This window comes from Blastomonas sp. RAC04, assembly GCF_001713435.1.
Taxonomy (GTDB): domain Bacteria; phylum Pseudomonadota; class Alphaproteobacteria; order Sphingomonadales; family Sphingomonadaceae; genus Blastomonas; species Blastomonas fulva.
The window spans coordinates 2,169,940-2,196,195 of sequence record NZ_CP016460.1 but is presented as its reverse complement, the minus strand read 5'-3'; the positions used below and the strand labels follow the sequence as shown (position 1 = coordinate 2,196,195).

The 26,256-nt window shown below is 64.1% G+C and carries 18 protein-coding genes; 7 read left to right on the top strand and 11 right to left on the bottom strand.

Annotation, left to right across the window (positions count from 1 at the left end):
• Positions 1 to 25: 25 nt before the first annotated feature.
• The gene (locus BSY18_RS11170) at positions 26 to 1,696 is read right to left on the bottom strand and encodes an MFS transporter (RefSeq protein WP_069051876.1); all 1,671 of its coding nucleotides are present in this window, start codon (positions 1,694 to 1,696) and stop codon (positions 26 to 28) included.
• Between the two features lie 24 nt (positions 1,697 to 1,720).
• Positions 1,721 to 3,133: a DcaP family trimeric outer membrane transporter gene (locus tag BSY18_RS11165; protein ID WP_069050646.1), complete on the bottom strand. Its 1,413-nt coding sequence runs from the start codon at positions 3,131 to 3,133 to the stop codon at positions 1,721 to 1,723.
• Between the two features lie 193 nt (positions 3,134 to 3,326).
• Between BSY18_RS11165 and acs the strand changes: the two genes are divergently transcribed.
• Positions 3,327 to 5,282, top strand: coding sequence for an acetate--CoA ligase (gene acs / locus BSY18_RS11160; RefSeq protein WP_069050645.1), 1,956 nt, complete (start codon positions 3,327 to 3,329; stop codon positions 5,280 to 5,282).
• On the top strand, positions 5,279 to 5,899 hold the full coding sequence (locus tag BSY18_RS11155; RefSeq protein WP_069051875.1) for a response regulator transcription factor: 621 nt from the start codon (positions 5,279 to 5,281) through the stop codon (positions 5,897 to 5,899). The genes acs and BSY18_RS11155 overlap by 4 nt, the downstream gene beginning before the upstream one ends.
• A gap of 7 nt (positions 5,900 to 5,906) precedes the next feature.
• Here BSY18_RS11155 and BSY18_RS11150 read toward each other — a convergent pair whose 3' ends face one another.
• The 5 genes from BSY18_RS11150 to BSY18_RS11130 form a co-directional block, all read right to left on the bottom strand.
• Positions 5,907 to 9,245, bottom strand: a complete 3,339-nt coding sequence (locus BSY18_RS11150) for a hybrid sensor histidine kinase/response regulator (protein WP_069050644.1) — start codon at positions 9,243 to 9,245, stop codon at positions 5,907 to 5,909.
• Positions 9,246 to 9,375: 130 nt separating this feature from the next.
• Positions 9,376 to 11,043, bottom strand: a complete 1,668-nt coding sequence (locus BSY18_RS20975) for a P-loop ATPase, Sll1717 family (RefSeq protein WP_150126265.1) — start codon at positions 11,041 to 11,043, stop codon at positions 9,376 to 9,378.
• Positions 11,040 to 12,092 carry a ribonucleotide-diphosphate reductase subunit beta gene (locus BSY18_RS11140; protein ID WP_054134121.1) on the bottom strand — a complete coding sequence of 351 codons (1,053 nt, stop codon included), beginning with the start codon at positions 12,090 to 12,092 and terminating at the stop codon, positions 11,040 to 11,042. Before BSY18_RS11140 ends, BSY18_RS20975 begins: the two co-directional genes overlap by 4 nt.
• A 117-nt stretch (positions 12,093 to 12,209) precedes the next feature.
• Positions 12,210 to 12,572 carry an endonuclease domain-containing protein gene (locus tag BSY18_RS11135; RefSeq protein ID WP_069050642.1) on the bottom strand — a complete coding sequence of 121 codons (363 nt, stop codon included), beginning with the start codon at positions 12,570 to 12,572 and terminating at the stop codon, positions 12,210 to 12,212.
• 74 nt (positions 12,573 to 12,646) lie between these two features.
• The gene (locus BSY18_RS11130; RefSeq protein WP_069050641.1) at positions 12,647 to 14,665 is read right to left on the bottom strand and encodes a ribonucleoside-diphosphate reductase subunit alpha; all 2,019 of its coding nucleotides are present in this window, start codon (positions 14,663 to 14,665) and stop codon (positions 12,647 to 12,649) included.
• Between the two features lie 581 nt (positions 14,666 to 15,246).
• On the opposite strand from BSY18_RS11130, the gene BSY18_RS11125 reads away from it, so the two are divergent.
• Positions 15,247 to 16,770 (top strand): fumarate hydratase, encoded by a 1,524-nt coding sequence (locus tag BSY18_RS11125; protein WP_069050640.1) that lies wholly within the window; start codon positions 15,247 to 15,249, stop codon positions 16,768 to 16,770.
• A 275-nt stretch (positions 16,771 to 17,045) separates the two neighbouring features.
• On the opposite strand, the gene BSY18_RS11120 is transcribed toward BSY18_RS11125, so the two are convergent.
• A complete protein-coding gene (locus tag BSY18_RS11120; RefSeq protein ID WP_069050639.1) occupies positions 17,046 to 18,050 on the bottom strand; it encodes an MlaA family lipoprotein in 1,005 nt (334 codons plus the stop codon).
• 216 nt (positions 18,051 to 18,266) lie between these two features.
• Here BSY18_RS11120 and recN point away from each other — a divergent pair, with 216 nt between their 5' ends.
• The 4 genes from recN (at position 18,267) to BSY18_RS11100 (ending at position 23,671) form a co-directional block, all read left to right on the top strand.
• Positions 18,267 to 19,928 carry a DNA repair protein RecN gene (recN, locus tag BSY18_RS11115; RefSeq protein WP_069050638.1) on the top strand — a complete coding sequence of 554 codons (1,662 nt, stop codon included), beginning with the start codon at positions 18,267 to 18,269 and terminating at the stop codon, positions 19,926 to 19,928.
• Complete coding sequence (ligA, locus tag BSY18_RS11110; protein WP_069050637.1) at positions 19,928 to 21,991, top strand: NAD-dependent DNA ligase LigA; 2,064 nt, start codon at positions 19,928 to 19,930, stop codon at positions 21,989 to 21,991. The genes recN and ligA overlap by 1 nt, the downstream gene beginning before the upstream one ends.
• 79 nt (positions 21,992 to 22,070) lie before the next feature.
• The gene (locus tag BSY18_RS11105) at positions 22,071 to 22,439 is read left to right on the top strand and encodes a YciI family protein (RefSeq protein ID WP_236823350.1); all 369 of its coding nucleotides are present in this window, start codon (positions 22,071 to 22,073) and stop codon (positions 22,437 to 22,439) included.
• Positions 22,439 to 23,671, top strand: coding sequence for an RNA polymerase sigma factor (locus tag BSY18_RS11100; RefSeq protein WP_069050635.1), 1,233 nt, complete (start codon positions 22,439 to 22,441; stop codon positions 23,669 to 23,671). The genes BSY18_RS11105 and BSY18_RS11100 overlap by 1 nt, the downstream gene beginning before the upstream one ends.
• Here BSY18_RS11100 and BSY18_RS11095 read toward each other — a convergent pair.
• The 3 genes from BSY18_RS11095 to BSY18_RS11085 all read right to left on the bottom strand — a co-directional run bounded on the left by BSY18_RS11095 (position 23,610) and on the right by BSY18_RS11085 (position 26,251).
• Positions 23,610 to 24,323, bottom strand: a complete 714-nt coding sequence (locus BSY18_RS11095; protein WP_171900220.1) for a TIGR02117 family protein — start codon at positions 24,321 to 24,323, stop codon at positions 23,610 to 23,612. The genes BSY18_RS11100 and BSY18_RS11095 overlap by 62 nt on opposite strands.
• 139 nt (positions 24,324 to 24,462) lie before the next feature.
• The gene (locus tag BSY18_RS11090; RefSeq protein WP_054134130.1) at positions 24,463 to 25,401 is read right to left on the bottom strand and encodes a 50S ribosomal protein L11 methyltransferase; all 939 of its coding nucleotides are present in this window, start codon (positions 25,399 to 25,401) and stop codon (positions 24,463 to 24,465) included.
• Positions 25,402 to 25,504: 103 nt separating this feature from the next.
• Positions 25,505 to 26,251 (bottom strand): SDR family NAD(P)-dependent oxidoreductase, encoded by a 747-nt coding sequence (locus BSY18_RS11085; protein WP_054134354.1) that lies wholly within the window; start codon positions 26,249 to 26,251, stop codon positions 25,505 to 25,507.
• Between the last annotated feature and the right edge of the window lie 5 nt (positions 26,252 to 26,256).

Genomic DNA, 26,256 nt, shown 5'->3' with positions numbered 1-26,256 from the left:
AGGCAGGGCGATTCGCGCTGTTTGGTCAGTCGTCGATGTTGCGGCGGAAGGTCTCGGGCAGGAACAGCAGCCCGATGACCACCGTCGCTGCGGCGATCACCACCGGGTACCACAGGCCGTAATAGATGTTGCCGGTGGCAGCGACCATCGCGAACGCGGTGGTGGGCAGGAAGCCGCCGAACCAGCCGTTGCCGATGTGATAGGGCAGCGACATCGAGGTGTAGCGGATGCGGCTGGGGAAAAGCTCCACCAGCATCGCGGCGATCGGCCCGTAGACCATGGTCACCAGCATCGCCAACGCCCACAGGATGGCGACAACCGCCACCTTGTCGATCCGGGCATTGTCGGCCTTTTCGGGATAGCCCGCCGAGATCAGTTCCGCCTTGAGATCGTCCTGGAACGTCTTGATCGCGGCCTTCTTCGCCTCGGGGGTCATGCCGGCAGGGGCAGGCGCGGTGAACACCGCACGGCCGATGCTGACCGTGGCCGGCTTGCCCGGGGTTGCCTCGACATTGGCATAGCTGACCCCGGCCTTCGCGAGATAGGTCTTGGCGATATCGCAGCTCGAGGTATCGAAGGTGTTCTTGCCGATCGGATCGAACTGGAACGAGCACTCCTCCTGATGTGCGGCGATGGTGACCGGGGCAGCGGCCTGGGCTTCGGCGAGCGCCGGGTTGGCAGCCTGGGTCAGCGCAACGAACAGCGGGAAGTAGGTCATCGCCGCCAGCGCGCAGCCGCCCAGGATGATCGGCTTGCGGCCGATCTTGTCGGACAGCCAGCCGAAGAACACGAAGAACGGCGTGGCGAGCGCAAGCGCGATGGCGATCAGGATATTGGCGGTCGCGCCATCGACGCGCAGGGTCTTTTCGAGGAAGAACAATGCGTAGAACTGCCCGGCATACCAGACCACCGCCTGGCCCATCACCGCACCCAGCAGCGCGATAATCACCCAGCGCAGATTGCCCCATTTGGCGAAGGCTTCGGTGAGCGGTGCCTTGGAGGTCGTGCCCTCGTCCTTCATCTTCTGGAAGACCGGGCTTTCGTTGAGCTGCATGCGGATCCACATCGAGATGCCGAGCAGCACGATCGAGATCAGGAACGGCAGGCGCCATCCCCAGGCGGCGAACGCCTCTTCACCCAGTGCGAAGCGGAAGCCGATGACCACCAGCAGCGCTGCGAACAGCCCGAAGGTCGCCGTGGTCTGAATCCAGCTGGTGTAGAGCCCGCGCTTGCCCTCAGGCGCATGCTCGGCGACATAGGTGGCAGCGCCGCCATATTCGCCGCCCAGCGCCAGTCCCTGTGCAAGTCTGAGCGCGACCAGAATGATCGGCGCGGCCACGCCGATCGAGGCGTAGCTGGGAAGCAGCCCGACCGCGAAGGTCGACAGCCCCATGATGCCCATGGTCACCAGAAAGGTGTTCTTGCGCCCGACCAGATCGCCGATCCGCCCGAAGACCAGCGCGCCGAAGGGGCGGACCGCAAAGCCCGCGGCAAAGGCGGCGAGTGCGAAGATGAACCCGGTGGTCTCGTTGACGCCGGAGAAGAACTGCACCGAGATATAGGTCGCCAGCAGGCCGTACAGGTAGAAATCATACCATTCGAATACCGTGCCCAGGGACGAAGCGGCGATGACCATCTTCTCCCCCTGTGTCGCCTTGTGATGCTTTGGTAGCGCATCCTGTGGAACCGTAGCCATCATCCCCACTCCTTTTTGGTGTCTTCAGAACGTGTATTTCGCTGCCATCTCGAACCGGTCCATCTGGCCCTTCAATCCGCTCGCCACCTCGCGTCCGGCGTGGCGGACCTCAATGCCGATGTCGAGATTTTTGACCGGAGACCAGAACAGATTGGCGGCAACCGAATAGGCCGAAACATTGGCCAGCCCCGGGATCGCGATGCCATCGGGATAGTCGGCGTGCTGATAGCCCGCCGCGAAGGTCGAGCGCAGATTGGCGGTCCAGCCCAGCTTGAGCGAAGCGAACCCTGCGATGTTGTCGACATTGAGCAGCCGGTTGCCCAGCGCGGTGCGGTCGAACACCGCATCGGGCGCATAGCCCAGGCCCAGATAGCGGCCGATGCCGTTGCCATAAGTGGCGCTCAGCCGGATGTCGTGGCGGCCATCGGGGCCGAAGGCGAACTTGCCGCCGGCAGATAGGCCCCAGCCAAGCGAATCGTCGCCAGCGCCGCCGTCATGCACCGAGAGCTGGCGCACCAGCCCGGCCAAATGCAGGTCGAGGTTGGGCTTCTTGTAGACCAGCTTGGCGACCAGATCGGGCACGCGGTCCTGATCATTGTCGCTCAGCACCGGATTGATCGTGGTGACCGTCTCGGTCTGCGGGTTTTCCAGCGCGAGCAGCAGGTCGAGCCCCTGGCCCAGCGGCTGGCGGTACTGCACGATCATCTGGCGAACGAACACGGTGCCTTCGAGCGGGCCGACGAAATCCGTGCTTTCGGGCAGCAGCGCCGGGTTCTGGAAGGTGGTCCATTCCTGCCCGACCAGGAACCGGTCATAAGTCAGGAAGGCGCGGCGCAGCGTGGGCGTATAGGCGTTGGTGGCGCGCTGCGCGCCTGCAGGCGCTGTCGCCAGCGCAAAGTCGAATTCGATATGGCTCTTGAGCTCCTTGCCGCCCAACGGGGTGGAGCTGGTAAAGAACAGCCGCGTCTGGCGGGCATTGGCCATGAAATCACGCGTCGCAGCGCCGCCGACCGGGATCTGCTGCGGCAGGTAGAATTCCTTGCCCAAAGATCCGCCCGCGAGCATGCCGTCGTCGAACCGAGTCGCGCTGGCCACCGCCTTGACGTAGCCGCCGAGCTTGAAGGTCGTGCCACCGACACGAAAGCCTTCTGCGGGCGCGGCGGGTCTGCTTTCCAGCGTGGCGAGCTTGGTGGCGGTTTCCTCGCTGCGCGCGGCCGCCTGGCTGGCGGCGGCAGCCGTCTGCGCCTGCTCGCTGCGCGCCGCGCCCAGATCGGCGCGCAGTGCGGCCATCTCGGCTTCGAGCCTGAGCAGCCGCTCCTCGAGCGCCTGTTCGCGGGCAGTGGCGGTCTTGGCGTTCTGGGCATGCGCCAGGTTCGGCGCGACCAGCGCGCTTGCTCCCAGCAATATCAGCCATGAACGGCGCCTGGCCTTTGGCATCTCACCTCTCCTGATATCCCGCTCCGGCTTGTTCCCGGTAGTGGACGCAGTGTTCGCTCAATGCCGCTGGGTCGCCAGCCCGACCTTGGTCGTAGGCCTACGACCTTTGTCTAAGGTCCGGTGGCGGCCGCGCAGGGCTATCGTGCTGCCAGCAATGCGCCGCAGACGCATCCAGACGAGGAGAGAGACAATCATGGCCGAGAGCATCTATCCCGTACCCGCGGACTGGGCGGACAACGCGCTTGTCACCGCAGCGGTCTATGACGAGCGCTACCGCCTGTCGCTCGACGATCCCGACCGCTTCTGGCGCGAGGAGGCGACGCGGCTCGACTGGATCAAACCGTTCACGACCGTCAGGGATACGAGCTTCAACGAGGCCGATTTCGGAATCCAGTGGTTTGCCGATGGCACGCTCAACCTAGCGGCCAACTGCCTCGACCGGCATCTTGCCGAACGCGGCGACACCGTCGCGATCCTGTGGGAGCCCGACAGCCCCGATGAGGCGAGCCGCTCGATCACCTATCGCGAGCTCCACGAACAGGTCTGCCGCTTTGCCAACCTGCTCAAGGCGCACGGGGTTCGCAAGGGCGAGCGGGTGACGCTCTATCTGCCGATGGTGCCTGAAGCTGCCGTGTCGATGCTGGCCTGCGCGCGGATCGGGGCAATCCACTCGGTCGTGTTCGCAGGCTTCTCGCCCGAGGCTCTGGCAGGCCGCATCCAGGATTGCGACAGCCGCATCGTCGTTACCGCCGATGAAGGGCTGCGCGCGGGCAAGCATGTGCCGCTCAAGGCCAATGTCGATGCCGCGCTCGGTCTGCACGAAAGCGGCGTGCACACCGTCATCGTGCTCAAGCGCACCGACGCCGATGTGCCGATGGTCGAGGGTCGCGATATCGACTGGACTGACGGAGTCGCCGCGCAATCCGCGGACTGCCCGGCAGAGGAAGTGAACGCCGAAGACCCGCTGTTCATCCTTTATACCTCGGGCTCGACCGGCAAGCCCAAGGGCGTGCTGCACACCACCGGAGGCTATGCGGTCTGGGCAGCGATGACCTTCCAGTACGTCTTCGATTACCGCCCCGGCCAGATCTACTGGTGCGCCGCCGATGTCGGCTGGGTCACCGGACACAGCTATGTCGTCTATGCCCCGCTGATGATGGGCGCGACGACGGTGATGTTCGAAGGCGTGCCGACCTGGCCCGATGCTTCGCGCTTCTGGCAGATCGTCGACAAGTTCGGCGTCGAAATCTTCTACGGCGCACCCACCGCGCTGCGCGCGCTGATGCGCGAAGGCGACGACTGGGTGACAAGAACCAGCCGCAAATCGCTGCGCCTGCTGGGTTCGGTGGGCGAGCCGATCAATCCCGAAGCCTGGGAATGGTACCACCGCGTGGTCGGCGAGGGCCGCTGCCCGATCGTCGACACCTGGTGGCAGACCGAAACCGGCGCGTGCATGATGACCCCGCTGCCCGGCGCACACGCGCTCAAGCCCGGCTCGGCCGCGATGCCGATGTTCGGGGTCAAGCCGCTGCTGCTGACCCCGGAAGGCGAAGTGATCGAAGGCGCAGGCGAGGGGTGCCTGGCCATCGCCGACAGCTGGCCCGGTCAGATGCGCACCGTGTGGGGCGATCATGAGCGCTTCTTCCAGACCTATTTCACCACCTTCAAGGGCCTGTACTTCACCGGTGACGGCTGCAGGCGCGATGCGGACGGCTATTACTGGATCACCGGGCGGATCGATGATGTCATCAACGTCTCGGGCCACCGCATGGGCACCGCCGAGATCGAAAGCGCATTGGTCGCGCATCCCAAGGTGGCCGAGGCCGCTGTGGTCGGCATGCCGCACGACGTGAAGGGGCAGGGCATCTATGCCTTCGTCACCACCAATGTCGAGGTCGAGCCCAACGAGGCGCTGCGCCGTGAACTGGTGCAATGGGTGCGCCGCGAGATCGGGCCGATCGCCACGCCCGACATCATCCAGTTCACGCCCGCTCTGCCCAAGACCCGCTCGGGCAAGATCATGCGCCGCATCCTGCGCAAGATCGGCGAGAACGACCTCGCCAACCTCGGCGATACATCGACGCTTGCCGATCCTTCGGTTGTCGACCATCTTCTCGCCGAAAGACCGCAACCGGCAGACGCAACATAGAGACGATCCTGATCGCGGACGACCACCCGCTGTTCCGCCAGGCGCTGATCCTGGCGGTCGGCAGGGTGGCTCCGCAGGCACAGATTCTGGAATGTGGCACGCTCGCCGCGGCGGCGCGCGCGGCAGGCACAGCCGAAGGGCTGCGGCTGATCCTGCTTGATCTCAAGATGCCCGGCGCGGTGGGCTATTCCGGCATCGCGCTGCTGCATGCCGAACGCCCTGAGGTGCCGATCCTGGTCGTCTCGAGCGCCGAAGGGGCGGGCGTCGCCGACGAGGCGCGGCAGCTGGGCGCGGTGGGGTTCCTGTCCAAGGACAGCGACCTCGACATGATCGAACAGGCCATCGCGCGGGCGCTCGGGGGACGTGCCACCAAGCCCGTGCCCACTGGCCCGCAGGAAGAGGTGCAGCAGGAGATTGCCTCGCTCACCCCGACCCAGCTCAAGGTGTTGCTCGAGGTGCTGGACGGAAAGCTCAACAAGCAGATAGCGCACGATCTTGCGATGAGCGAGGCGACGGTAAAAGCGCACATGACCGTGATCATGCGCAAGCTGGGCGTGCAGAACCGCACCCAGGCGGCCTTGGTCGCGCGCTCGCTGGGGTTGAACCTAAAGCATTAGAGCGCATTCAGGGCGTGCCCGCTGCCTCTGCCAGAAACCCCGTAATGTCCGCCGCCGCCGCGGGCTTGGCGATCACCGGTACCCCCAGCGCGCCCGCGCGCCGCACCAGATCGGGCGATCCCTGCGCGGTCACCAGAGCGGCAGGCAGGCCGGGGTGCTGCAGCCGCAGCGCGGCGATCAGCGCCAGTCCGTCGGTCGCGGTGCCGAGATGGTAATCGACCAAAGCCGCATCGAACGACCCGGCAGCGGCCAGCGCCTGCCCGGGATCGGGAGCACCGGTTGCACGGTGGCCAAGGCTCGCCAGCATCGACAGCGTGCCCTCGACGATCATTGGATCGTTGTCGATCACCAGCACATGCAGCGTCCGCGTCGGGGCCAGCGCGGGGGTGATGCGTGCGGGCGCTGCCGTCTGTACCTGCGGCGCGCTCAGCGGCAGCGACAGACTGAACCTACTCCCCCTGCCGGGCACCGATCGCACCGAAATCTCGCCGCCCAGCAGCCGTGCGATCCGTTCGGCCAAAGCGAGGCCCAGCCCCAGTCCGTCGGCCTCGACCTCACCCAGCCGGGTGAACTCGGTAAAGATGCTCTGGATCTGCTCGGGCGCGATGCCGACGCCGGTGTCGTAGACATCGATCCGCACCCGGTTCCCGCGCCGCCGGCTGCCGATCAGCACGCCGCCGTCCTGCGTATAGCGCAGTGCATTGGAGAGGAAGTTCTGCAGGACAGAGCGCAGCAGCCCCGGATCGGTATGGACGTCTCCGGGCAGCGCGCCGATCCGCAAGGCCAACCCCTTGCTCTCCGCCATCGGCATGAAGCTCTGCGCCAGATCGGTGAGGAACGGCGCAAGCGCGACCGGCTCGGGGCTGGGCTCGACCCCGCCTGCATCCAGCCGGCTGATGTCGAGCAGCGCGCGGATCAGCCCGTCGGCGGCGCTGATCGCGCTGTCCACCCGGCCCGCGAGCATTTGCGTGTTGGGCGCGGCATCGCGCGCCAGCGCGGCGGTGAACAGCCGCGCGGCGTGCAGCGGCTGCAGCAGATCATGGCTGGCGGCGGCGAGGAACCGCGTCTTGTCGCGCGTCGCCTCGGCGAGCTGGCGGTTGGCGGCGCTCAGTTCGCCGGTGCGTTCGGCAACGCGCTGCTCGAGCTGCGCCAATGTGCGTTCCAGTTCGTCGCGCACCTCGGCCTCGTCGCTGATGTCGGTGAAGCTGGTGACATAGCCGCCGCCGGGCATCGGGCCGCCCACGGTCTTGATCACCCGGCCATCCTTGCGCTGCCGCTCGAAGCTGTGCGGCTGCCCGCGGCGCATGTGGTTCAGGCGCTTGCGGACATGGTGCTCGATGTCCTCGGATCCGAAATCGCCCAATCGCGCGTTGTAGCGGATCAGATCGGCGATCGGCGTGCCGACCCGGACCAGCCCCGGCGGATAGCCGAAGATGTCGAGATACTGGCTGTTCCACGCGACCAGGTTCATCTCGGAATCGACCACGCTGATCCCGGCATCGACATGCTCGAAGGTCGCCGCCAGCAATTCGCGCGAGAAGCGCAGCGACTGGCCGCGCTCGCCGAGCAGCCGCGTCACATCGGCGAGGCTCATCTGGCTCCCCGCCAGCGCCGATGCGACCAATGCGCGTGCCGAGGATGCCCCGACCACGCGCGCGATCAGGTCGCGCGCGCGCTGCGCGGCGGCGCGGGTGACCGGTACGCCGGGGGCGGCATCGGGGAACTCTGCGCGCGCGCGCTCCTGTCCGACAAAGCTCGCGGTCAGCCGGGCGAGGTCGTTGAGATCGCTGATCTTCTGCTGGCCGCGCAGCGTCCACGGCAGCGGCGGCGTCTGCACCTTGCGCGCGGCGACCACGCTGTAGGCCAGCAGGTTGCACCCCAGGCTCCACGCGACGCCGTGCACCAGAGGCGAGGCGTTGCCGATGCCGAACAGCCGCAGCGGATCGAACAGGCTGCCGCTCAGCACCTGCGCGACCATATCGGGCAGGATCGGCGGAATCGCCAGCGTGTAGAGCCACAGCGCAAAGCCGATGCTGAGGCTGACGCGCGCCGCCAGCGCATCGCGCCCGCTCGCCTGCGTTGCCAGGATCAGGTGCGGAGTGAACTGCGCCATCGCGGCAAAGGCGACCAGGCCGATCGATGCCAGAGTGTTTTTCGCGGGGATCAGCAGCGCCCAGGCGAGCGCGGCGACCACGATCCCCAGGATCGATAGCCGCCGCACCTGCAGCATCCTTTTGCCCAGCGCGCCTTCCGCTGCATCAGACTGACGGGATCGCAGCAGCGCGGGGAAGATGAGGTCGTTGGAGACCATGGTGGCGAGCGCAGTCGAATCGACGATCACCATCGATGCCGCCGCACTGATCCCGCCGATCAGCGCCAGCACCAGCACCGCGCCGCTGTCGCCCAAGGCTGGAACCTGGAGCACATAGAGGTCCGATCCCTCGCCCGGCTGCATCAGGCTGGCCCCGGCAAGCGCAATCGGCAGCGCCATGAGCGCCATGACGGCGAGATAGGCGGCGAGGCCAAAGCGCGCGCGGTCGAGCGATCCGGGCTCCTGCGCCTCGACCAGTCCCATATAGAACTGCCGCGGCAAGGCGATGATGGCCATGATCGAAATGAGGAAGATGACGCCAAAGTCGACCGACAGCCGCTCGGGGCGGAAGTTCGCCGCGAGCAGCGCCATGCCGCTATCGACTGATGCGCTATCGGCATTGATCAGCAGCACCACCGCGACGCCCGCGACCGCAGTGAGCGCGACGATCTTGATCACCGATTCAAGGCCGATGGCATAGACCAGCCCCTCGCTGCGCCCGGCGAGTTCATAGCGCCGCGCGCCGAACAGGATCGCGAACAGCGCCAGCAGCGCCGCCGCGCCGATCATCGTCGCATCGGAGATTGACTGGCCCGAGGCAAAGGCGAGCGCGCCGCCGATCGAGCGGAACTGCAGCGCGACATAAGGGATGGTGCCAACCAGCGCGATCAGCGTGACCAGCCGCGCCACGCCGCCATCATGGCCAAAGCGCGCGGCGATGAAATCGGACACCGTGGTCGCCTGCTCCTCGGCCACGGCATGGGCCAGCCGCCGCAAGAAGCGCGGCGCAAACAGCAACAGGCAGATCGGCGCGAGATAGATCGGCAGATACTGCCAGCCATCGCGCACGATGCTGCCCACCGCGCCGTAGAAGGTCCAGCTCGAGCAATAGACGCCGAGCGCGAGCGTATACGCGCCATGCCGCAGCCAGGGCCTGCGCACCGCGAGCCCCGCACGCCCCTCGACCACCGCTGCCACCGCAAACAGCAGCGCGATCATCGCAAGCCCGAACAATGCCGCCGACGGCAGGCTCATGCTGGTGTGTCCATCCCCCAAAGGCGCGAGCGCCAAGGTAGGAGGTTAGGGGAGGGGGCGGGAGGGGTGCAACTTATTCCTGTGGGGGGGGGGACGGGTTTCAGATCGTTGCCTTCAATTTTTACGAAGACTAATTCTCTGAATAAATATTTTTAACTTCGCCTCTCCGGCCTAACGTTTGCCAAAGCATCGGGTGAACAAGGCACCATGTATTTGGACCAATTTCGTCAATAGAAATAAAGGAGCTTGATATAAAAGAAAACTGCGTCCTTGAATTCTCTTGAGTCCTCAATCCAACAGCCCCTATTCTATACAGAATGGATATCATTTTGTACAAAAAGTTATTTCGGCTATTTTGATCGTGATCCTCAAAATGCGCTTTCGCAAACAGAGCGATAGGTAGATCTGAAGATTCGTTAGCGGCATAAAGCTTTGTAGCCGTTTCATCGACGGCATCATCTGAGACGGCGCCCAGTCGAAATGTCGCTGATAATTTTTTATGGCCTAAAAAGCCAATCAAATCATCGATGCAAGGGAATGCATCTCGCCATTCATCCACGAGAGCATGTCGCCGACCTTTTGAATAGTCTAGCTCGACTGATCGGATATCTTTAAGTGTAATCTTTGTGCGTCCACCAAAGCGATCAAATATCATATTGAAATAAGATAGTATATCACGCGGACGAAGCATGGTCCTGTCACACATGTACAGGAAGTTATCCTGCGCGATATTGGGTGCCTCAAATATATCATCCACGCAAACCGATGATCCTGTGTATTTTCGGGTAAATAGTTTTTCAATTCTTCTATTGATTATATCCTTTAGCTCGGATTGCTTCCAAGATAATCTTTGATGGTAATCTTGAAATTTATCTCTTTGAAAACCCGAGGTACTAGCCTGGCCTAAGACAATTCCCAATAGATCGTCACGCATACCGACAATAATTTTAACATTTTTAATTTTTCGGAATTTTGGAATAGCATTAATTAAAGCTTCAATTAGCTTTATTCTAATTCTATCATCAGCCCACTGTTGATCCAAATCGTCAATTACTAATATTACTCTTTTCATGCGGTCAGTGAATATATCTTCGTCCAGTATGTCAATTATTTTAGCAAGTTCTTGCATCTGAACAGAGCTGGTTATCTTCTGAGCTTTCGATACCAATTCTTTCGCTTCGTGGCGTCCGATCGTCTCGCCGCGACGATATTTGGTTTCCACGCCTTTGAATGCTGCGCCTGCCTCAGTTTCAACCTGTTTTTGAAATTCTTCAGTTATGTGGCGGATTCTTTCATCAGTATCAGACCAAAAGTCACCACCATACTTAGTGAGATATTCCATCGCTTTTTGTTTTCCGGAATTATCTTTAAACAAATTATTGAGTTTCGCTAAAAACGTCTTTGATTTATTGGCACTATCTAATTTTTCATAAAACCGTAGTAGTTCGACCACCAATACATGCCGCCAGAGCTGCTGATAAAATAGACTCAAGTCAAAGTTTTGGTCTGTTAGAAATTTTAGCAACCAGGAATCAGCAAGATAAGCTAACGATAAATTGTCAGGGTGCAGTTCGCAAACGTTGTCGTGTGTTTCTTTTATTCGTCTTATAATGGCGGATTTTCCACTGCCAGTTCGGCCAACTAGAACTGAGGTTGAGCTATTATTAGCTAAAATCCTATCAATTATTCCAGTATCAACGAAGCAGTCGGAAAAGTAATCATCATCATCTTCGGCGGCAGCCTTACCTAAATCAGCGTACCTCGGAATAACAATGTTCGCCATCGTCAGTTTACTCACTCCGCAGCGATCCCTGCCTGCTTGAACATGTCCTCGCCGTCGTCGATGACCGCGGCCTCGTTCGCCGCGCCCTTCTTCTGGCGCTTGTCGAAGGCGCTCCAGACGTCATTCCAGTTGCCGCGGGTCGCGCCCTTGGAATATTCGGTGGAGCGGGTTTCGAAGAAGTTGGCGTGTTCGACACCGTTGAGCAGAGGCGCCAACCATGGGAGCGGGTGGTCCTCAATCATGTACACCGGCGCAAAGCCCAATTGGCCCAGACGCCAGTCGGCGATGTAGCGGATGTAGCGCTTGATCTCCTTGGCGGTCATGCCGTGGACGGGGCCGTCCTGGAACGCCAGATCGATGAACGCATCTTCGAGCCGCACGGTCTTCTGGCAGCAGTCGATGATGTCCTCCTTCACCGCCTTGGTCAGGCAGTTGCGCTCGGCGCAGAAGGCGTGGAACAGCTTGGTGATGCCTTCGCAGTGCAGGCTTTCGTCGCGCACCGACCAGCTGACGATCTGCCCCATGCCCTTCATCTTGTTGAAGCGCGGGAAGTTCATCAGCATCGCGAACGATGCGAACAACTGAAGGCCTTCGGTGAAGCCGCCGAACATCGCGAGCGTGCGCGCGATATCCTCGTCATTGTCGACGCCGAACTCGGCGAGGTAATCGTGCTTGGCCTTCATTTCCTCGTACTCGAGGAACATGCCGTACTCGCTTTCGGGCATGCCGATGGTGTCGAGCAGATGGCTGTACGCGGCGATATGCACGGTTTCCATGTTCGAAAACGCGGTCAGCATCATCTTGACCTCGGTCGGCTTGAACACGCGGCCGTATTTGTCGTGATAGCAGTTCTGCACCTCGACATCGGCCTGGGTGAAGAAGCGGAAGATCTGCGTGAGCAAAGTGCGCTCATGCTCGGTCAGCTTCTGCGCCCAGTCGCGGCAATCCTCACCCAGAGGCACTTCCTCGGGCATCCAGTGAATCTGCTGCTGGCGCTTCCAGAAATCATAGGCCCAGGGATATTCGAAGGGCTTGTACTGGGTGCGGGCTTCGAGAAGGGACATGCGGTTGCTCCTTGAACCCCTCTCCCGTCGGGAGAGGGAGGGGCCCAGGCATAGCCTGGGAGGGTGAGGGTGATGCGGCTGAGTTCAGGTTGTCACCCTTGCCCTTCCGCGACTTCGTCATTCTTTCCCCGCCTCAAGGCAGAGGGATATTTCGTTCACGACACCTTCCGGATCGGGAAGAACATCGCTGTTCCAGAACCGGATGACACGATAGCCCTGCGCCTCGATAAAGCGCGTGCGGACGGCGTCATATTCGCTCTGTAGATCGTGCTGGCCGCCATCCACTTCAATCACCAGCTTCGCGCGGAAGCTGAGGAAATCGGCGTAGTACGGCCCGATCGGTACCTGTCTGCGAAACCGCGCAGCCGGGAAATTCTCGCGCAGTGCCAACCAAAGCGCGCGCTCTGCATCGGTGGCATCGCGGCGCAGCTGGCGAGCGCGGGAGACTGTGCCGGAAGGTTGACGGTGATAGGTGCGCATGATTGCTCCCTTGTAGCCCTCACCCTTCCGCCGCTGCGCGGCTCCCTCCCTCTCCCGCAGGGAGAGGGATTGAATCACTGACACGCCAGGCATTCGTCGTAGTCCGTCGTCTCGCCCAGTTCGAACTTGGGCGCTTCGATGGTGTTGTCGGCCTCGACGCCGCCGGCAAAGCCTGCGCGCTGAACCGACTTCGAGCGCAGGTAATAGAGCGACTTGATGCCCAGTTCCCAGGCGCGGAAGTGCAGCATCAAGAGGTCCCATTTGTCGACATCGGCCGGGATGAACAGGTTCAGCGACTGCGCCTGGTCGATATACGGCGTGCGGTCGGCTGCCAGTTCGAGCAGCCAGCGCTGGTCGATCTCGAAGCTGGTCTTGAACGCGTCCTTTTCTTCCGCGCTCAGGAAATCGAGATGCTGGACCGAGCCGCCCTTTTCCAGGATCGTGTTCCACACATTGGTCGAATCCTTCGACTTTTCCTTGAGCAGCTTTTCCAGATACGGGTTCTTGACCACGAAGCTGCCCGAGAGCGTCTTGTGGGTATAGATGTTTGCCGGGATCGGCTCGATGCACGCGCTGGTGCCGCCGCAGATGATCGAGATCGACGCGGTCGGCGCGATCGCCATCTTGCAGCTGAACCGCTCCATCACGCCCTGGTCGGCAGCATCGGGGCAGGGGCCGCGTTCGTGCGCCAGCATCATCGAAGCTTCCGAAGCCTTGGCCGCGATGTGCTTGAAGATCTTCATGTTCCATGATTTGGCGAGGGCGGATTCAAAGCCCAGGCCGCGTGCCTGCAGGAACGAGTGGAAGCCCATCACGCCCATGCCGACCGAACGCTCGCGCATCGCGCTGTAGCGGGCGCGCGCCATTTCGGGCGGAGCGCGATCGATATAGTCCTGCAGCACATTGTCGAGGAAGCGCATCACGTCCTCGATGAAGAGCTTGTCGTCGTGCCACTGGTCCCAGGTCTCGATGTTGAGCGACGACAGGCAGCACACCGCGGTGCGGTCGTTGCCCAGATGATCGCGGCCGGTGGGCAAGGTGATCTCGCTGCACAGGTTGGAGGTCGAGACCTTGAGGCCGAGCTCGCGGTGGTGCGCGGGCATCATCCGGTTCACGGTATCGTTGAACACGATGTACGGCTCGCCGGTGGCAAGACGCGTCTCGACCAGCTTCTGGAACAGAGCGCGCGCGTTCACCGTGTTGCGGACACTGCCGTCCTTGGGGCTGACCAGATCGAAGTCCGCGCCATCGCGCACCGCTTCCATGAACTTGTCGGTGAGCAGCACGCCGTGGTGGAGGTTCAGCGCCTTGCGGTTGAAGTCGCCGGATGCCTTGCGGATTTCGAGGAACTCCTCGATCTCGGGGTGCGAGACGTCGAGATAGCAAGCCGCCGAACCGCGCCGCAGCGAGCCCTGGCTGATCGCCAGCGTCAGCGAATCCATCACGCGGACGAACGGAATGATGCCTGAGGTCTTGCCGTTGAGGCCGACCGGTTCGCCGATGCCGCGGACATTGCCCCAATAGGTGCCGATGCCGCCGCCGCGCGAGGCGAGCCAGACGTTCTCGTTCCAGGTGTTGACGATGCCTTCAAGGCTGTCGTCGACGCTGTTGAGATAGCAGCTGATCGGCAGGCCGCGGCCCGTACCGCCGTTCGACAGCACCGGGGTTGCGGGCATGAACCACAGCTTGGAGATATAATCGTACAGCCGCTGCGCGTGTTCCTGATCGTCGGCATAGGCATCGGCCACGCGCGCGAACAGGTCCTGATAGTTTTCGCCGGGAAGCAGATAGCGGTCTTCCAGCGTTTCCTTGCCGAAATCGGTGAGCAGCGCATCGCGGCTGGTATCGGTGACAATGGTAAACCGGCGCGCTTCGACGGTCTTGCTGTCGCGCACGTCGGCGGGCAGCGCTGCGGCAGCCTGAGTCGCGGCCATCGCGATCAACGCCATTTCGGCAGCGCTGGATTCGCCTGTCGCCAGCGCGCCGGTCGGCGCTGCTGCAGCGGTTGCGGTTCCTGCCTTTTCGGCTGCTTCCAGTACATCTGATTCACCCATATCGCCTGCGTTGCCTTTGCCCGTATCTCTGAAATCCATGACGCCCCCATAATCTGTTGTGCGGCACTTTGTTCCGCTAATGTTCGACTCGGGGCGCAAGCGTCCCGTATAGCATCTTGTCGGGATCAGCGGGGGAAAACTTATCCCCAACAGAAGGCCGAAACAGGGTCAAAAACCCTTGACGCGAAGGCGCTTGTCTGCCCCCGCGATGCTTCTGTGTCCACTGCTATTGGTATGCCCCAGCTGCGTACCCCACTACCTATAGTGCCTCATCCTGAATCCCGCGCAAGAGGGTAAATGGTTAATTTGCATAACGGTTCGTCGTATCTGGGATTCGTTTCGTCGATGGCGGGACGGGCTGCGGACAGTGCGACGCGCGCTCCAAAGCCGCGCCAAAAAAGTGCAAGGGGGCAATTGCGGCTTCCCCACAATTTCCTCTCCACAGGCTTGTGCACGCCAAATTTCCGGCAGTGGAAAAACGCAGCGGGAGAATCGCCTGGCGATCGCCATCGCACATTCCCTTGGGGGCCACCTTGCGATAGCATCATCTGCACAATAGAGACGGTCGCACTTCATCCGACAGCGCCACAGCCGCGCCGCCAGTATCCGGGGGAATGCCAATGACCGTTACCATCCGCGCAGCCGATCTGATCGAGAGCGTTGCCGACGCGCTGCAGTTCATCAGCTATTACCACCCGATGGATTATATCCGCGCGCTGGGCGAAGCGTACGAGGCCGAGCAGTCGCCCGCGGCCAAGGATGCGATCGCGCAGATCCTCACCAACAGCCGGATGTGCGCCGAGGGGCATCGCCCGATCTGCCAGGACACCGGCATCGTGAATGTGTTCGTCAAATGGGGCATGGACTGCCGCATGGACGAGACATCGAAGTCGCTGCAGGAGATCGTCGACGAGGGCGTGCGCCGCGCCTATCTGCACCCCGAAAACAAGCTGCGCGCGTCGGTACTGGCCGACCCCGCCTTCACCCGCCGCAACACCAAGGACAATACTCCCTGTGTTTTGCACGTCGAAATGGTGCCGGGGCATCATGTGCACGTCGATGTCGCGGCCAAGGGCGGCGGCAGCGAGAACAAGTCAAAGTTCAAGATGATGAACCCCAGCGACAACATCGTCGACTGGGTGCTCGAGATGATCCCGCAGATGGGCGCCGGCTGGTGCCCGCCGGGCATGCTGGGCATCGGCATCGGCGGCACGGCGGAGCACGCGGTGCTGCTCGCCAAGAAGGCGCTGATGGACCCGATCGACATGGGCCCGTTGAAGGCACGCGGGCCCAAGACCGACGTGGAGGCGATGCGCATCGAGATCTTCGACAAGGTCAACGCGCTGGGCATCGGTGCGCAGGGGCTGGGCGGGCTTTCCACCATCCTCGACGTCAAGATCATGGACGCGCCGTGCCATGCCGCTGGCAAGCCGGTGGCGATGATCCCCAACTGCGCCGCGACTCGTCACGCGCACTTCTCGCTCGACGGATCGGGGCCTGCCTATCTCGAAGCGCCCAAGCTTGCCGAATGGCCCGACGTCAACTGGACGCCGGACAAGGCTGCGATCCGCGTCGATCTCGATAACCTGACGCCAGACGTGGTGCAGAGCTGGAAGCAGGGCGACCGGTTGCTGCTCAACGGCAAGATGCTCACCGGGCGCGATGCTGCGCACAAGCGCATCCAGGACATGCTCAGCAAGGGCGAGCCGCTTCCGGTCGAGTTCCGTGGCCGCGTGATCTATTATGTCGGCCCGGTCGATCCGGTAGGCGAGGAAATCGTCGGCCCCGCAGGGCCCACCACCGCCACGCGGATGGACAAGTTCACCCGGATGATGCTCGAACAGGGCCTGCTCGCGATGGTCGGCAAGGCCGAACGCGGACCCGCAGCGGTCGAGGCGATCCGCGATCACAAGAGCGCCTATCTGATGGCGGTCGGCGGTGCGGCCTATCTGGTCGCGCGCGCGATCAAGGGCTCGGAGGTCGTAGGCTTCCACGATCTGGGGATGGAGGCGATCTACGAGTTCGAGGTCAGCGATTTCCCGGTGACCGTCGCGGTGGATAGCGAAGGCAACAATGTCCACCAGCTCGCGCCGCTCGTGTGGAAAGAGCGGATCGCAAAGGAAGGGCTGTTGCAGGGGGCGTGAGAGCGAAGGGGGTGGAGATCGCGCAATCGCGAGTGACGCCCCACCTCCGCTCAGCCTGAGCCTGTCGAAGGCCCCGCACTGCCTTCCGAGACTGAAAACCCGTCACCCTGAACTTGTTTCAGGGCCCATTTCTCCCCACGCGGCTTCGGTCCTTGGGGCGCGATGGGTCCTGAAACAAGTTCAGGATGACGGTGGAGTGTCGGGCAAGCTTTGGCGCGTACCTCCGACAGACTCAGGCTGAACGGGCTTATTGGATGCCCGCCGCAGCCCTCGCTTCAGTACCCACCCACCGGCACGCAATTCACGCCAGGCGTCACTGGCACGATCGGCGTCATCGGCACCGGGCCGCCGGTGCCCGGGTTGACGAACGGAAGTTCGCCATCCGGATATTGCGTCCGTCCGCGCAGCGCGTCGATTTCGGCCTGGCGCCGCTTCAGATAGAAATCGCGCGCGTCGACATAGGGGTCGTTGCTGTAGGTGCGCAGCGCGTTCAGTTGTTCGTCGATCTGGATCCGGCCTTGCAACGCGCTCAGCGTCGCAGCGGGCAGGGTGAAATAGGGGTCGTTGAACGGTGCGCCCGCCACCGAGGGCAACAACATCCCGTCGATCGCACCGCCCACCAGATCGCGCACCGTAGTCGGGCCGATCAGCGGAAGGAACAGATAGGCGCCCGGCTTGACGCCGTAATAGCCAAGCGTGTTGGCAAAGCCGTTGCGGCGATAGGGCAGCTTGAAGGGATCGCGCTTGGCGACATCGAACAGCCCGCCGATGCCCAGCGTGGTATTCAGCGCGAACCGTCCGACGGTTTCCGCCGCCTTGCCGGGCTTGAGCTGGAGCATGAAGTTGAGCGCCACGATCGGCTCGGTGAGATTGCGCAGGAAATTGCGCAGGCCGTGCCGGATCGGCTTGGGGATCGCGTCCTTGTACGCCATCGCGACCGGCCCGACGAGCGCCTCGTCGACCTCCTGCACGACCTCATAGGATTGGGCGTTGAGCTGCACCATCGGGTCGCCCGGCTCCGAATCGGGGCGTGCGGTGACAACGATTGCGCCCTGTTCGGCCGGCACGGGCGCCTGTTCCCCGGGTGCGGGCGGGGCAGAGGGTAAGACGGCGCCCTGCGGGCAGGGCGGGAGCGTGGTCGGCGCAGGAGCAGGCACCTGGGGCTGCGGCGCAGCGGTGCTGGCCTGTTCCATGGCGACGATCTGCGGCAGGTCCGCGCTATCGGGAGCCAGCGGGGTGCCGATGAGCACGAACGCCAGCGATAGGCCTGCAAGGCTCATTTCAGGAATCCGCTGGATGCGCGGTGAGGGTACGTCATCATGTTCGCGCTGTCTTTCTTTGCACGTGCCGCCCCTGTTTTTCGGGAGCTATGGGCGGATCGAGGACAAGTCAATCACCGTCGCGTCAAATCTGCTGCGCCATGCAGCCGATCCCTGCAGGGCTGTGCTCCAAAAAGCTGTTCCCACCTGTCCACTGTATGTTCTAAAGCACGTCCCATGCTGCTGTCGCTTGCCATTCGTGACCTGGTGCTGATCGAGGCGCTCGACCTCGATTTCCATCGCGGTCTGGGCGTGCTCACCGGGGAGACCGGCGCGGGCAAATCCATCCTGCTCGATGCGCTGGGCCTCGCGATGGGCGCGCGCGCCGATAGCGGGCTGGTGCGGCAGGGGGCTGAGCGTGCGCTGGTGATCGCCGGGTTCGATGTCGCAGGCCATGCTGCCGTCGCGGCGTTGCTGGGCGACAACGATATCGCGCAGGAGCCGGGCGAGCCGTTGCTGATCCGGCGGCAAGTGCGCGCCGATGGCGGCAGCCGGGCCTTCGTCAACGACCAGCCGGTTTCGGCCGGGCTGCTGCGTGACCTTGGCGTGCTACTGGTCGAGATTCACGGCCAGCATGACGATCGCGGCCTCATCAACCCCAAGGGGCATCGCGATCTGCTCGACAGCTTCGGGCGATGCGATGTCGCAGGCGTCGCCGCCGCCTGGCGCGGCTGGCAGGCGGCAGAGCGCGCGTACGCCGATGCCAATGCCGCGATCGACACCGCGTTGCGCGACCGCGACCTCCTCGAGCACAATCTTGCCGAACTCACCGCGTTCATGCCGCAGCCGGGCGAAGAAGCCGAACTCGCGGGCGATCGCGCCGCGATGCAGAAGGGCGAGCGGCTGTCGGGCGACATCGCCGATCTGTTTGCGACCTTCGAAGGGTCGAAGGGCGCGCTGGCGCAGTTGCGCGGCGCGGCGCGCAAGCTCGACCGGATCGCCGAGGAGCATCCCTTGCTCAACGAGGCGTTGGAAGCGCTCGACCGCTCGGTGATCGAGGCTGACGATGCCGAGGCCAAATTGCGCGCGGCGTCCGAGGCGCTGACCTATGATTCGGTGCGGCTCGACGAGATGGAGCGCCGCCTGTTCGATCTGCGCGCGCTTGCCCGCAAGCACAATGTCGCAGGCGACGCGCTGCCCGATCTGCTCGCCCGGATGCAGGCGGACTGGGCTGCGCTCGAATCGGGCGGGGCGAATCTCACCGCGCTCGACAAGGCCCGCCATGCTGCCAAGGCCGCGTATGTGTCCGCAGCCGAGGCGCTGAGCTCCGAGCGCGCCAAGGCGGGCAAGGCGCTCGATGCGGCGGTGCAGGGCGAGCTGATCCCGCTCAAGCTTGATGCCGCGCGCTTCCGGACCCTGGTCGATCCCTTGGACGAAACGCGCTGGGGGCCATCAGGCATGGACCATGTCGAGTTCCTGATCTCGACCAACCCCGGCAGCGATTTTGCGCCGCTGATGAAGATCGCTTCCGGAGGCGAACTCTCGCGCTTCATCCTCGCCTTGAAGGTCGCGCTGGCCGAACAGGGCGGGGCCGAAACGATGATCTTCGACGAAATCGACCGCGGCGTCGGCGGCGCGGTGGCATCTGCGATTGGCGAGCGGCTGGCGCGTCTGGCGCGCACCACGCAATTGCTGGTCGTCACCCACTCGCCCCAGGTCGCCGCCCGCGGCGCGCACCACCTGCTGATCGCCAAGACCTCCGACGGCACCGTCGCGCGCACCGGCGTGCGCCTGCTCGATGATGCCGACCGCAAGGAGGAGATCGCGCGGATGCTCTCGGGCGCGGAAATCACGCCCGAGGCCAGGGCGCAGGCGGATCGGTTGCTGGAGAGAGTGTGATGAAAGAAGTATCGGCGCTCTCCGAAGCCGAAGCCGCGATCGAGCTGCAGCGGCTCGCCAAGAAGATCGCGCACCACAACCGGCTGTATCATGCCGAGGATTCGCCGGAGATTTCCGATGCGGATTACGATGCCTTGGCGCGCCGGAACAATGAGCTGGAAGCGGCTTTCCCGCATCTGATTCGCGCCGACAGTCCCAGCCGGATGGTGGGGGCGGCGGTGGAGGCATCGCCGCTCACCAAAGTTCGGCACGAGCAGCGGATGATGAGCCTCGACAACGGCTTTTCGGACGAGGACATCGCCGAGTTCGTCGTACGGGTGCGGCGCTATCTGGCGCTGCCCGAGGACGAGATGCTCGCGCTGACTGCCGAGGACAAGATCGACGGGCTGTCGCTCTCGCTGCGTTACGAGCAGGGCGTGCTCGTGCGCGCCGCGACGCGCGGCGATGGCGAGGTGGGCGAGGACGTCACCGCCAATGTGCGGATGATTGCGGATATTCCGGAGCGCCTTGCCGGAAAAGCGCCCGAAATCTTCGAAATTCGCGGCGAGGTCTACATGTCCAAGGCGGACTTCACCGCGCTCAACGCGGCGCAGGCCGAGCGGGACGAGAAACTGTTCGCCAATCCGCGCAATGCCGCCGCCGGATCGCTGCGGCAGAAGGACGCCAGGGTCACCGCCGCGCGTCCGCTGCGATTCCTCGCGCATGGCTGGGGCGTGGCGAGCGAGGTTCCGGGCGATACGCAGCACGAAGTGATGCAGGCGATTGCTGCGATGGGCGTGCCCGTCTCGCCGCTGTTGCATCGCGTCGAATCGCTCGAAGACCTTCTCGCGCATTACCGCAGCATCGAGGTGCAGCGCGCGGACCTGCCTTATGATATCGACGGCGTGGTCTACAAGGTTGACCGGCTCGACTGGCAGGCGCGGCTGGGCTTTGTTGCAAAGGCGCCGCGCTGGGCGCTGGCGCACAAGTTCCCGGCCGAGCGCGCCGAAACCACGCTGCAGGCGATCGATATCCAGGTCGGGCGCACCGGCAAGCTGACCCCGGTCGGCAGGCTCACCCCGGTGACAGTCGGTGGCGTCGTGGTCTCCAACGTCACCTTGCACAACCGCGACGAGATCGCGCGGCTGGGCGTGCGCCCCGGCGACCGGGTGGTCGTCCAGCGCGCGGGCGATGTCATTCCGCAGGTGGTCGAGAACCTGACCCGCGAGGAACCGCGCGGCCCTTATGCCTTCCCCGATCATTGCCCGGTGTGCGCCAGCGAGGCGGTCGCCGAGGAGGGCGAGGTCGATGTCCGCTGCACCGGCGGGCTGATCTGCCCTGCGCAACAGCGCGAGCGATTGAAGCATTTCGTCAGCCGCGCCGCGCTCGATATCGATGGGCTGGGTGAACGCACGATCGCCGAGTTCCTGGACGCAGGCTTCATCGAGAAACCGGGCGATATCTTTCGGCTTAAGCAGCACCGCTCCGCCATCCTCGCGCGCGAGGGCTGGCAGGAAAAGTCGGTCGACAACCTGCTCGCCAGCATCGAGGCGCGACGAGGGGCAGACCCGGGGAGATTCCTGTTCGCTCTGGGCATCCGTCATGTCGGATCGGTCACAGCGAAGGATCTGGTCAAGGCGTTCGGCAGCGTCGAGGCGGTGGGCACCATCGGCCACCGGCTGGCATCGGGCGATGCCGAAGCGGTGGCCGAGGTCACCGGAATCGACGGCATCGGTCCCGCGGTCGCCGAAGCCCTGGGCGATTTCTTCCACGAACCGCATAACGCAGCGGTGTTCGACGACCTGATCGCCGAGGTCCGCCCCGCCGCCTTCGTCTCGACCGCGCGCGAAACCGAGTGGAGCGGCAAGACCATCGTGTTCACCGGAAAGCTGGAGACGATGAGCCGCGACGAAGCCAAGGCGCAGGCCGAAAGGCTGGGGGCGAAATCGGCCGGTTCGGTCTCGGCCAAGACCGATCTGGTGGTGGCCGGGCCCGGCGCGGGATCAAAGCTCAAAAAGGCCGCAGAGCTCGGTGTGCGGGTGGTCGACGAGGCCGAATGGGCGGAAATCATGCGCAACGCCTGAACTGCGTGTCGAATCTGCGCGCGGCCGTTCGTCATGGGGTTGGAACGTCCCGGAGGCGGGGCGTTCGATCCAAGGAGACATGACGATGCAGTACATGCTGATGATCCACGAGGACGAGAGCGTCTATGCCGGTCCCGATGGCGAGGTGATCCTCGCTGACACGCTGGCGAGGCATATGGCGCTGGCAGAAGCCTGGGTCGCGGCCGGGGTGCCGTTTTCGGGCGAGCGGCTGAAGGCTGCCTCCACCGCGACCACCATCCGCTGGGACCATGGCAGCCACCAGATCCACGATGGCGCCTTTGCCGAAAGCCACGAGGAACTGGGCGGCTTCTACATCATCACCGTCGACAATCTCGATCAGGCGCTGGAATGGGCCAAGCGCATTCCCGTGCCCGGCAAGGGATCGGTCGAGGTGCGACCGATCTGGCCGATGGGCGCAGAGGGCTGATGGACGCGCGGGGCGGGGCAGGTGCGGCGATCATCGCGGCCCGCCCCGTTGTGGTCGCCGCGCTGGCGGCGCGGTTTCGCGATCTGGACCTGGCCGAAGACGGCTTTGCCGATGCCAGCGAACTCGCGCTGCGCCAGTTCAGCGATGATCCGCTACCTGCGAACATGGCCGCATGGCTGCACGTTGCGGCGCGGCGGCGGATCATCGATCGGCTGCGGCGCGACGCGCGGCTCGCCAAGCTGGTCGCCAGCCAATCGGCTTCGGAAGCGTTCGTGGCGGCAGAGCCGGAACTGCTGATGGGCGAACCGATCCCCGACGAGCGGCTGCGGCTGATCTTCATCTGCTGCCACCCGGCCATCGCGCCCGATGCGCGGGCGGCGCTGACGCTGCGCGTGGTCTGCGGCGTGCCGACCGAGCGCATTGCGGCGGCCTTCCTGATGGCGGTGCCCGCGATGTACCAGCGGCTGACCCGTGCCAAGGCCAAGATCCGCGAGGCACAGGTGCCCTTTGAAACGCCGGAGCCCCATCTGTGGGGCGAGCGGATGGCTGCGGTGCTGGCGACGCTGGAGATCGGCTATGCGCTGGCCTATCAGGATGCCGGCAGCAGCGAGCCGACCGCGGATCTGGGGCCCGAGGTGCTGCGGCTGGCGCGGATGCTGGCCGAACTTGTGCCGGGAGATCCCGAGGTGCTGGGGCTTGCCGCGCTGGTGCAACTCGCCGAATCGCGCCGTGGCGCGCGCGTGGATGAAACCGGCTGCATGGTGCCGCTGAGCGAACAGGATGCAGCACGCTGGGATGCCCCGCTGATCGCATCTGCAGCCAGGCTGATGGACCGGGCGGCGGCGCTGGGGCGCAGCGGCCCCTATCAGATCATGGCCGCGATCCATCTGACGCACGCCCGTCGCCGCGACGAAGGCTTCACCGACTGGCAGGCGATCGTGCGGCTGTATGATGTGCTGCTGGCGATGCGGCCCGGAGCGGTGGTGGCGATCAACCGCGCGCTTGCGCTCGGCAGGCTTGCAGGGGCCGAATCCGCGCTGGCTGCGCTCGACGCACTCGATGCGGCGGCGCTTGCAACCTATCGGCCCTGGCACGCCGCGCGCGCGCATCTTCAGGCGGCGACCGGCGATTTTGGCGCAGCACAGGCGAGCTACCGCGCGGCGCTCGCGCTCAATCCCCCGTGGGCCGAACGGCTGTATCTTGAGGCGCGGCTTGCGGGAACCAGCGCATGACGTGGTGCTCCGCCGGGGTCCACGCGCCAACTCTGACGCCGATCGCACGCAGGTGATTCCCGGTCCACACGTTGCAGCCGTTGACCAGCGAATAGCGGCCTCGCGCCCGATAGAACACATCGTCGCCGCCATAGCCTGGGATAGGCTCGAGCGGTCCTGTTTCGGGCAGCGCGATATCCTGCATCAGCCGCGCGGCGAGCGTCCGGTAGGCCGCGTGGCTGATCACCAGCCGCCTGGCGTAGCGCCCTTCGAGCGGGCGGGTCATGTGGTAGATGTGGACGAGCGTCGCATCGCTGCCGATCGCGGCGCGCGCCATGGTGGCAGGGTCCAGGTCCTGCCAGCGCGGGGTGGCGAGATAGAAATCGCGTTCGCCCCAGCTGATCGCGACATGATCGGTGGCGCCGGTGGCGTGGTAGCGCATGTCGCCAAGATCGGTCGGCGGGAACAGCGCGTGCCAGTCCATGCCTTCTGCCTGGGCGGGCAGGATGAACCCGGTGTGGAAGCCGTTGGTCTCGACATAGATGGTGATGCCGTCATCGGGTTCGCGCCAGTCGCGGTTGGTGCCGATCAGCCCCCCGGCTTCTCCCGCAAGAAAGGCAAGCCCCGCGACGAGCAGCAGCCAGCCGAGGATGGAGCGAAGACGCCGTATCACCAACCCGATTTCCGGCCTGGGCTGACTTTAATCCCGTCATTCCCGCGAATGCGGAAATCCCGCTTTTCGAGCGCCAGCCGTGGCAGAAGCGGGACCCCCGCGTGCGCGGGGGTGACGGGGAAATCTCTCGGGTGCGAGATTACGCCTTGCCCGTCCATCGTCCGCCCCGCTTGCGCAAGCGCAGCACGGTCCAGTCGCCCAGGTCCAGCCGCTCGGCAAGGCGAAAGCCGACCATCCGATAGGCGCGCGACACCGCGTCCGCCTGCGTGCCCAGCAGGCCGGAGAGCACCGCCTGTCCCTGCGGTGCGGTGACCGCAGCGATATCGCCCGCCAGTTCGATCAGCGGCCCGGCCAGGATGTTGGCGATGACAAGGTCATAGGGCGCGCGGCGCTGCAGATCGGCATCGTCCAGCCCCTCGGCGATGAACATCGCAAGCGCGCCGGGGCGCTGGCCCAGCGCAACGCCGTTGGCCTCGGCATTATCGACGACCGCCGGGCCGCAGACCGGATCGATATCGCTCGCGGTGGCAAAGCTGCGCGGCCACAGGTGCATCGCGGCAAAGGCGAGCAGGCCCGTGCCCGTGCCGATATCGATATGGCTGCGCACAACATGGCCGCGGCGCTTCATCGCATCGAGCATCATCAGACAGCCGCGCGTGGTGTTGTGGTGTCCGGTGCCAAACGCCAGGCTCGCCGGAATGCAGAAATTGGTGATGCCGGCTTCGGTCGACGCGGGCATCTCGGGGGTGTGGACGCAGAAGCGGCCGGCGCGGATCGGCTCCAGCCCGGACTGGCTCATGGTCACCCAGTCGTCCTCGGGCAGCCGCTCGGGCTTCAGCCTCAGACCATCGGCGCTGGGCACCAGATCGCGCAGGCGGCGGATCCACCGGGCATCGGGCTTCTGCGTGAAATAGCCATGGATCGCCCAGCTTCCAGGCATCTGGGGGTCGGCATAGGCATCGACCTCGCTCGCCACCAGGCTGGGACTGCCGAACGCGGCCTCGTCGATATCCTCGGCTTCGGTAACCGCCTGCGCCTCGGCCAGCGTGCAGGGAATGGTGACTTTCCAGTTGTCCAATGAGGGGGTCCTTCGTCGCTGTCGGATGCGCGGTTATGCCTGAGCAGCGTGCTCTAGTGTGACAAACGTCCGATTGCCAGCGCAAGGCGTATTGCGGGGCATCCTACCGCACAAAGCTTGCGCCGTTGACGTCGAGCACTGCGCCGGTCATCGACGGCGGGGCGTCGAGGGCGCAGAAAGCGGCCATGGTGGCGACCTCGTCGGGCATGGCGACTCGGCCCAGCGGAATGTCGGCGAGCAATTTGTCGCCGCCGCGACTGGAAAGATAATCCTCCGCCATGCCGGTCATCGTGAACCCCGGGCAGATCGCAAAGGCATAGATGCCTTGCGACGCGTAGGCGCGCGCGATCGACTTGGTCATCGCCACCATGCCGCCCTTGGAGGCCGCATAATGCCAGTGCGCGGGGCTGTCGCCGCGATAGGCGGCGCGGCTGGCGATGTTGACGATGCGCCCTTCCTGCCCCCCTGCCTGGAAATGCAGCACCGCAAGCCGGCACAGTTGCGCGCTGGCGGTGAGGTTGATCGTCATCGTCTCGTCCCACGCGGCAAGCCATTCGGCATCGCCTGAATCGATCGGGTTGGCAGCGAAGATGCCGGCGTTGTTGATCAGGACGTCGATCCGCCCGTCGAGCAGGTCAAGCGCTTCGGCCCACAGGCTGCCGGGACCGCGAAAATCACCGAAATCGGCATCGACCAGATCCCAGGCCGGGGCATCGGGGCTGTCGTCGGGAAACGGGCGGCTGGCATGGCCCACCACCCGGTGTCCGGCTTCATGCAGGGTGTCGGCGATAGCGCGGCCGATGCCGCGGCTGGAGCCGGTGACGAGGATGTTCTGTTCGACATGGATCATGCGCG